Raw genomic sequence first — 1477 nt, forward strand, 5'->3', positions numbered from 1 at the left:
TGCTTCCTTGCCATTCCATTCCTCCTTCGTGGCCATTCCTAAAATAGAAATTGGACCATTCAGAAGGGGGCAGATCACGAGATAGACGCCGCCCTTGGCACTGTGATCACGAATGCCTGGCGGGTCTTCGACTGAGGTTTCACCATTTGCCAAGCCAGCACTTTACCAGGCATCACCTTACCGATTGTGATTCCATTCCCGGAATTGGTGGCACTCTTACCAAACTGGAAGAGCATGGAACCTATCAGGGCAAACCGCTTAAACACGTGGTCTATGAAATCATCTGAGAAGCCTTCGAAGCAGGTTCATTAAGATTACTCTGACTTTACCTGAACAAAATATTCAAAGGCGGTTCAGGCTTCCACCGCAATGTTTCCCATGGATTGAATGATGCGGGTTGGGGAATTGGGTGATGAAAAAGACAATCGGAATTTGCACGCTCATATACGCCGGTTCGGCTTTGCAAGCAGAAACATTGCCTGTGGAAGGCATCTTTGCGGGAGAGGCGAATATCGATGCCCGGGTTCAAACCATAGCGTTTGAAGGTTTTGGCGGTGATGCCGGACCCGAGCTTTCATTCTTGCTCTCTGACATACTTTCCGCCGTGGAGATTAACGGGCAACCTTGGTTCGCGATTGTACCGGCTGCGACGCTCGCTGAATTGCATTCTGGCGTAAATGAGGACGCTGAGGGCAAAGCAATAGATACGGGACCTACGGCTGTATTGCAGGGTTCTGCCCGAACTGAATTTTGGGAAGAATCGGCGGGTGTCAAGAAGGTAATAAGCTGCGGCAAGAAAGAGCGAGGCGATTGCGTCGAAAAGCGCAAGGAAGTGTATGACTGCCACTTGCTGAGCGTCGGTTATCGCCCAATGCTGCGTCTGGTCGCATCGGATGGCACGCTGCTTTATGAAAGCAACAAATACCTCAAGACGTATCAGAAGTATTGTGAAGATGAGGCGGCCGCACCCAATCCTGATGATTTGTTGAATTCGTTGGCCGCGCAATATGCATATTCTGTAAGGGTAGACCTGGCGCCGCAATTCAGGTCGGACAAATTTCGTATTAGTGAAAACCGCAAGGGCATGTCCGGCGACGATGCCCGTTCGTTCAAGAAGGCTATCCAGCTGACTAAAAGCGATCAACTTGCCGCATGCGTGGCTTTCAATGAACTGGAGGCGGCCAACCCAGCGCATGTGTCGGTTTTGTTGAATATCGGGCTTTGTCATGAAAGTCAGGGTGATCTGCAGCTGGCTCGCGACTACTATAATCGCACGCTTGATCTAAATTCGGGAAAAGATGAGGCTCAAGCCGGTCTGGATCGCGTTGTGAGCCGCCTTATTGCAAGGCAACAGGTTTCAGAGCATTTTTCCAGCTACTGAATTAGCTACAACTATCCTGCTGATCTGCCCCCTTCTGAATGGTCCAATTTCTATTTTAGGAATGGCCACGAAGGAGGAATGGAATGGCAAGGAAGC

General features: G+C 50.2%; 1 protein-coding gene. It reads left to right on the plus strand.

Going from position 1 to position 1477, the window contains the following annotated elements; all coding sequences use genetic code 11:
* The first annotated feature begins 412 nt into the window (after positions 1–412).
* A complete protein-coding gene (locus VRS74_RS12630; protein WP_354145584.1) occupies positions 413–1381 on the plus strand; it encodes a tetratricopeptide repeat protein in 969 nt (322 codons plus the stop codon).
* Positions 1382–1477 lie beyond the last annotated feature (96 nt).

This window comes from Altererythrobacter litoralis (genome assembly GCF_036324225.1).
Taxonomy (GTDB): domain Bacteria; phylum Pseudomonadota; class Alphaproteobacteria; order Sphingomonadales; family Sphingomonadaceae; genus Erythrobacter; species Erythrobacter litoralis_A.